Raw genomic sequence first — 6,161 nt, forward strand, 5'->3', positions numbered from 1 at the left:
AGGAGTCTCGATTATGGAACACGGCATCATTGCATGGCTCATCATCGGCGCGATCGCCGGCTGGCTGGCCGGCGTGCTCGTCAAGGGCGGCGGCTTCGGCTTGATCGTCGACATCATCGTCGGGATTGTCGGCGCGTTCATCGGCGGGTGGCTTGCCGGTGTGCTGCATATCTCGCTTGGCAGCGGCTGGATCGGCTCGATCATTACTGCTGTCATCGGCGCGGTCATTCTGCTGTTTCTTATCCGCCTCGTCCGCCGAGGTGGTTGAGGGTCGCATTTGATGTCTTCCGGCGTCAGGGGCGAAGGCCGCCTGACGTCGGTTTCGACTAGAGAAGCACTTCCTCAGCCGGCAACATCGAGCCGGTGTCACGCAGCCGCGTATGCCAGTTGAAAGCCTGGTCCAGTCGATGCGGCGTTTGTCCTCCCCATTGCAAGGCGTCCCGATAGTAGTCGCGCAACAGATCGCGATACAGCGGATGCGCACAGTTTTCGATGATCAGCGTGGCGCGCTCGCGCGGCGCCAGCCCGCGCAGATCGGCCAAGCCCTGCTCCGTCACGACCACGTCCACGTCATGTTCGTTGTGGTCGCAATGCGGCACCATCGGCACGACGCTCGAAATGCGGCCGCTCCTGGCCATCGATTTGGTTGCGAAGATCGCGCAAGACGCATTGCGTGAAAAGTCGCCCGAGCCGCCGATGCCGTTCATCATGTGCGTGCCGCCCACATGCGTCGAATTCACGTTGCCGTAGATGTCGAATTCCAACGCGGTATTCAGCGCGATCAACCCAAGCCGCCGGATCACTTCCGGATGATTGCTGACCTCTTGTGGGCGCAATACCAGACGATCGCGATAGCGTTCGAGTTCGCCGAACACCTGCGCCTGACGCGCGGCCGACAACGTAATCGATGCACCTGAGGCGAACGTCACCTTGCCGGCATCCATCAGGTCGAACGTCGAATCCTGCAGTACCTCCGAGTAAATTTCGAAGGGATCGAAAGGCGAGTCGGCGAAGCCCGCCAGCACCGCATTGGCGATCGTGCCGATGCCCGCCTGCAGCGGCGGCAAGCGCCGAGGCATGCGACCGCGCGACACCTCGTACTGAAAGAACTCGATGAGGTGGCCCGCGATCATCTTCGTCTCCTCATCGGCCGGCAACACCGTGGACGCACTGTCCGCCATATCGGTAATGACGATCGCCGCGATCCTGTCGAGTGGAACGTCGATGGCCGGTGTACCGACGCGATCGTGTGGATGGACGATCGGCAACGGCTCGCGGTTCGGCCTGCGGCCTGGAATCCAGATGTCGTGCAGCCCTTCGAGAGCGATCGGCTGGGCCAGATTGATTTCAACGATGATCTTCTCGGCGAGCATTGCGAAGCTCGCCGAATTGCCGACGGAAGTGGTCGGCACGATGCCGCCCGTCTCGGTGATCGCTGCCGCTTCGATAATCGCGACGTCGAGTTTGCCGAGTTGATTCGCGCGCAGCATCTCGACGGTTTCGGACAGATGCTGATCGACGAACATCACTTCGCCACGATTGATCGCATCGCGCAGGGTCTTGTCCACCTGGAACGGCAAGCGACGCGCCAGCACGTGTGCCTCGGTCAGCATGCGATCGACGTCGTGGCCGAGCGATGCACCGGTCATCAGCGTAATGCGCAGCGGCTTGCCTTCGTTGCGCGCACGTTCGGCGAGCGCGACAGGGACGGCTTTTGCGTCGCCCGCGCGTGTAAAACCGCTGGCGCCGACGCACATGCCGTCCTGAATGAGAAGCGCCGCAGTTGCGGCGGAAGTGATTTTTCCGCGCAGCGCGGCGCAGCGAATCCGATCTTCGTACATGAAACTGAGTCTCTCCATGGTCACCAGTTCTGGCTACCGGTGCGCACATCGGCGGCGTGCTTCGTTCAGTAGCCCGATTGTCGCAACAGGCGCGACGTCTCGATGAGACGGCGTCGCGGCCAGGTACTTCGTCGCGCCGTCACTTTCGCGACGGCTCTTGCAGGCATGACTTGCGTACGGTGCGGCGCTGACTAGCTACCGAAATAGATATTGCAGAAACTCATGGGGCCGACGCACTCTTCAGCTTTAGCGGCCGGTGCGGCACGGTGGTCTTGCATGGCGGCGCTGTCGGCGCGTTGGTTATTTGCCTGGGCGGCCTTCTGTTGCGGCGTGGACGGCGCGGTTTGTGCATGAGCAACAGCAGCGGATAAAGCACAGGCAATCAGGACAATCTTCAACACTTTCATTTCTTTCTCCGGGACTTACGGTTACTGCGAGGCAGCGATGAAACTATAGAGCCGCCGTCCATGCGGATAAACGTGGCTGTCCGGAAGTGACCTTTCCATCCGGCGGAAGGATCGACATGTGCGACCGATCACATGAGCATCGGTCAACGTGTATTGAAAGGCGCGTCCTTGTCGAGCAACGCAGTGCGGATGAAATGCAGGCAACTCAGAATGCGCTGCAAGTCATGGCGTTTGTCGCGGTCGGCATGAACGGTTTGCAACACTTCCTGCGCGATCCATGTGGCCGAGCGCACCGCCACGAGCGCGTGCTCCAGAGCATGCGCGTCAGGCCGCGCGAACAGTTGCGAGAGCGCGTTGCAGGTTTGCTCCAGAGCGCTATCCCAACGTCGATGAATTGTCACCGCGTAGGTGGCGCGTGACGCTTCGCTGCGTAGATCGATAACGGCGTGGCCGACTTCGAGTGTCGCAAGCATCCAGCGCAACGCATCCCGGCGGCGGCGGGAGCGTCGCGTCAGCAGCAGGCGCAATTGGGAGGCGAGGTCGTGTGTGCTCGACTGAAAACGCTGATTGAGACCGGGCAGCTTGTCGTTGCATGCGAACACGACTTGCTCACGCAGATCGCCCATGATCCTGTCGATGAGCCACGGCATATCGGCCGGAAAAACCACCGCGAAAACGATTGCCGCCAACAGCATCGCAGCACCGAGCGCCAGGCCGTTGTTGATCAGCAGATCAGGCGCATAGGTGACGACGTTGTCCGGCCCGGCCAGCAGGCAAAAGAACACGGAGAAGCCGATGCCATATCCGGCCGTGAGCTTGCGCGTCGCGACGAACCCGCCGAGCGCAAGCACTGGCGCAAGCATGATGCAAAGGAGCGGAAAACCGTCGATGTTGGGATACACATAGCATGTGAAGAAGTAGCCGGTCATGGTGGCCAGCACGGCGCCGAGCGCCATCTGCACGGCTGTCTTCGAAGGATTCGGCGCGGTGGAAGTCAGAGCGCACACCAGTGCCGCGCCGATCACCGCTAGACCACCGCTCGGCCAATCGGTCGCGATCCAGAACCATCCGACGATCGACAAGACCACCGCGGACCGCACGAAAGTGAATGCGACGAGAGAGCCGTTCGTCCTGCTCACGTAGCGGCTGCCATTGCGTTGCTTGTTCTCTGGCTTGCGCCTCGCCAAAGCCGCGTAGGTTTCCGAGTAGCGAATCCATTCGTCGACGAACCGATACAGCAGTTCGGCGGCCGTGTCGAAATCCGCCAGTGGTTCGGCAGGCGCGGTTTCCAGCGGACGTCTTGTTTCGCGCACGCGCCGTGGCAGGCTTGCCTGAAAGAGCCGCAAGCGGGCTGCGACGCGCGAGGCATCGACGGTGGCGTCAGCTTGCGGCGCCAGCAACAACGATAGCTGATGGAAGTACGGCTTGATCGCGTCGATCACACGCGCCGAAGCGTTGACACGCCCACGCTTGAGCAATTGGTGCAGTGCATGCAGCCGCGCACATGCATCCATGAATTCGCCGTTCAGACGGCCTAGATGTTGGCTGCGTGAGCGCATGGCGGGATCTTCGAACGCGGCGAAAATGCGCGTCGCCTCGAAACCCACGATTTCGTCGACGAGGTTCGCAAAGCGCCGCTCGAACTGACCACGCTCGATTCCACGTCCCAGCGCGTCGGCCGCGAACGCAGTAAAATTTGTGTATCGAATTTGCAGCGCGTGCAGCAGAGCAAGACTCGAACGCTGCGGCGCGATTAACGCACTGACCGCGCTCGAGCACACAATGCCAATCGTTACTTCCGCCGCGCGTGTGAGCGCGGCCAGAAACAGGTCGTGAGGCGCGGTGACATTCGGGACGCCGATCAAGGCGGCGGTGTAACCCGCCAGCACAAAACCATACCACTTGAAATGCCGATATCGGACAGCGGCAGCGATGCAGGCGCTCACCCAGGCGACCATGCCGAACATATACAGTTCAGGCTGCTGGACGAACAGCGCACCGAGCATGAGCGCCGCGACCGTGCCCACCGCGGTGCCGAAAAGCCGATAGAAACTTTTGGCGAGCACCATGCCGCTGAACGGCTGCATCAATACGAACACTGTCGTCATTGCAATGCGCGGCTGCGGCAGATCCAGCAGCATCGCGATGCCTTGCGCCAGCAGACCCGCGGTGACCGTTTTCAACAGATGCAGCCAGATCAGACCCTCGCTGTTTGCCCAATCACGAATCGCCGCGCCGGGCATCGTTTGCGATGCGACGTTCCACTGTCGGCGGGAATTCGCAGGCGGTTCGATCGCGTGTTGGCGTTTCATCGGAAAGCAATGCGCCCCGGGTGATGCTGAAAGAAGCGCCGGCGAATGTTGCGCACACCGGCAGGCAAGGCGCCGATTGTAGGAGCGTGCGACGCACGCACTAATGGGACTGGTTCGGAAAGTCCCTTCCAGAACGAACAACAATGCGCTTGCGGGACAGGCGGACAATACGGCTTCTGCCGTGAATTAGAAGGATCGATGGATACGTTACAAAATATGCGAGTGTTCGTGCGAGTCGTGGAAGCCGGTAGTTTTACCGCCGCAGCGCAGTCGCTCAATTCAACGACCGGGGCGATGTCCCGCGCAGTATCGGAACTCGAAGCCCATCTACGTACCAGGTTGCTAAACCGTTCGACACGGCGACTCGCCCTAACCACCGCGGGCGAGCGTTATATGGAGCGATGCCAACAAATACTCGCGGACGTCGACACGGCGGAAGAAGAGGCGAGTTGCGCGCACGAGCGTCCCAGCGGCGCCTTGCGAATGCATAGCTTCGCCAGCATCGGCCAGCACTATGTGCTGCCGGCTATCTCGCGTTATCGCGCGCTGTATCCGGAGGTGACGGTGGAGCTGACGTTGTCCCAGCGTATGCCCGATCTCTTCGAAGGCAGTGCGGACGTCGCAGTGATCGGCGCCTCGAATTTGCCCAACTCGGATCTTGTCTCGCTGCCGCTCGGAACGACCTTTAGCATCTTGTGTGCATCGCCTGCTTATGTGAGGACGCATGGCTCGCCGCAACAGCCGGGCGATCTCGCGCATCATGAATGTCTGATCCTGCACACGCCAGCATTTCCGCCGCACGAATGGCTGCTCGACGGGCCAAACGGAGGCGAGATGATGGAAGTGAATGGGCCCGTGCACGTGAACATTGCGGAGTCGCTGATCGTTGCGATTCGCGAAGGGATGGGCATCGGCATGGTGCCGCTTTACGCGGCGATTTCCGGGTTGCGTGATGGAACGTTAATGCGCGTGTTGCCGGAATATACGCTGCAGAAAATGAACATTTACGCGCTGTATCCATCGCGTAAGTTCATCGATGCCAAGACGCGGACGTGGGTCGAATTTCTGCGCGCCCACCTGCCGGAAGTGATTGCACGCGACGAGGCGCTACTTGCGGAAATCGGTCAGTTATATACCGACGATGAAGTCATGCCGGTTCGTGCCTGCGCCGTTGGCAGCGGCGATGCCGCCACGCATTGATGCGGAATTTTGCGTGCACCGCTTGCTGGGGCACTATGCTGTTAGTGCTGTTTGAAAAACAGAAGTGCCCTGGCGAGCGATGTTTATGTGCTGGTTGGTCGTTGCGAGAGAGCACGATTAGATGTTTGTTTTTAGCCCCATCTCGAATATGGCGCGTAAACGCACAAACCCCACCGGTGTGGGGTGGGGTCTGTGTTTCTGCATGGGAGCCTGACGATTACCTACTTTCACACGGGCAATCCGCACTATCATCGGCGTGGAGTCGTTTCACGGTCCTGTTCGGGATGGGAAGGGGTGGTACCGACTCGCTATGGTCATCAGGCATGACTTGTTGTCAGGTTGACGCGGGGGTCAACACGACCAATCTGGAAGAAGTAGTGTCTGGTGCATCGCACCAGGGG

At 60.4% G+C, this 6,161-nt stretch carries 5 protein-coding genes and 1 rRNA gene; 2 read left to right on the forward strand and 4 right to left on the reverse strand.

Going from position 1 to position 6,161, the window contains the following annotated elements; translation table 11 throughout:
* Positions 1 to 13 precede the first annotated feature (13 nt).
* Positions 14 to 268, forward strand: coding sequence for a GlsB/YeaQ/YmgE family stress response membrane protein (locus tag BUE39_RS28105; RefSeq protein ID WP_073431937.1), 255 nt, complete (start codon positions 14 to 16; stop codon positions 266 to 268).
* Between the two features lie 58 nt (positions 269 to 326).
* Here BUE39_RS28105 and BUE39_RS28110 read toward each other — a convergent pair whose 3' ends face one another.
* The 3 genes from BUE39_RS28110 to BUE39_RS28120 all read right to left on the reverse strand — a co-directional run bounded on the left by BUE39_RS28110 (position 327) and on the right by BUE39_RS28120 (position 4,560).
* On the reverse strand, positions 327 to 1,841 hold the full coding sequence (locus tag BUE39_RS28110; protein ID WP_073431938.1) for an acetyl-CoA hydrolase/transferase family protein: 1,515 nt from the start codon (positions 1,839 to 1,841) through the stop codon (positions 327 to 329).
* Between the two features lie 191 nt (positions 1,842 to 2,032).
* A complete protein-coding gene (locus BUE39_RS28115) occupies positions 2,033 to 2,248 on the reverse strand; it encodes a hypothetical protein (protein ID WP_073431939.1) in 216 nt (71 codons plus the stop codon).
* Positions 2,249 to 2,391: 143 nt separating this feature from the next.
* Positions 2,392 to 4,560 (reverse strand): FUSC family protein, encoded by a 2,169-nt coding sequence (locus BUE39_RS28120; RefSeq protein ID WP_073431940.1) that lies wholly within the window; start codon positions 4,558 to 4,560, stop codon positions 2,392 to 2,394.
* A gap of 198 nt (positions 4,561 to 4,758) precedes the next feature.
* On the opposite strand from BUE39_RS28120, the gene BUE39_RS28125 reads away from it, so the two are divergent.
* On the forward strand, positions 4,759 to 5,760 hold the full coding sequence (locus BUE39_RS28125; protein ID WP_073431941.1) for a LysR family transcriptional regulator: 1,002 nt from the start codon (positions 4,759 to 4,761) through the stop codon (positions 5,758 to 5,760).
* Between the two features lie 208 nt (positions 5,761 to 5,968).
* Here the strand turns inward: BUE39_RS28125 and rrf are convergent.
* Positions 5,969 to 6,082: ribosomal RNA gene (rrf, locus tag BUE39_RS28130) — 5S ribosomal RNA — on the reverse strand.
* Positions 6,083 to 6,161: the final 79 nt, after the last annotated feature.

Source organism: Paraburkholderia terricola (assembly GCF_900142195.1).
GTDB lineage: Bacteria > Pseudomonadota > Gammaproteobacteria > Burkholderiales > Burkholderiaceae > Paraburkholderia > Paraburkholderia terricola.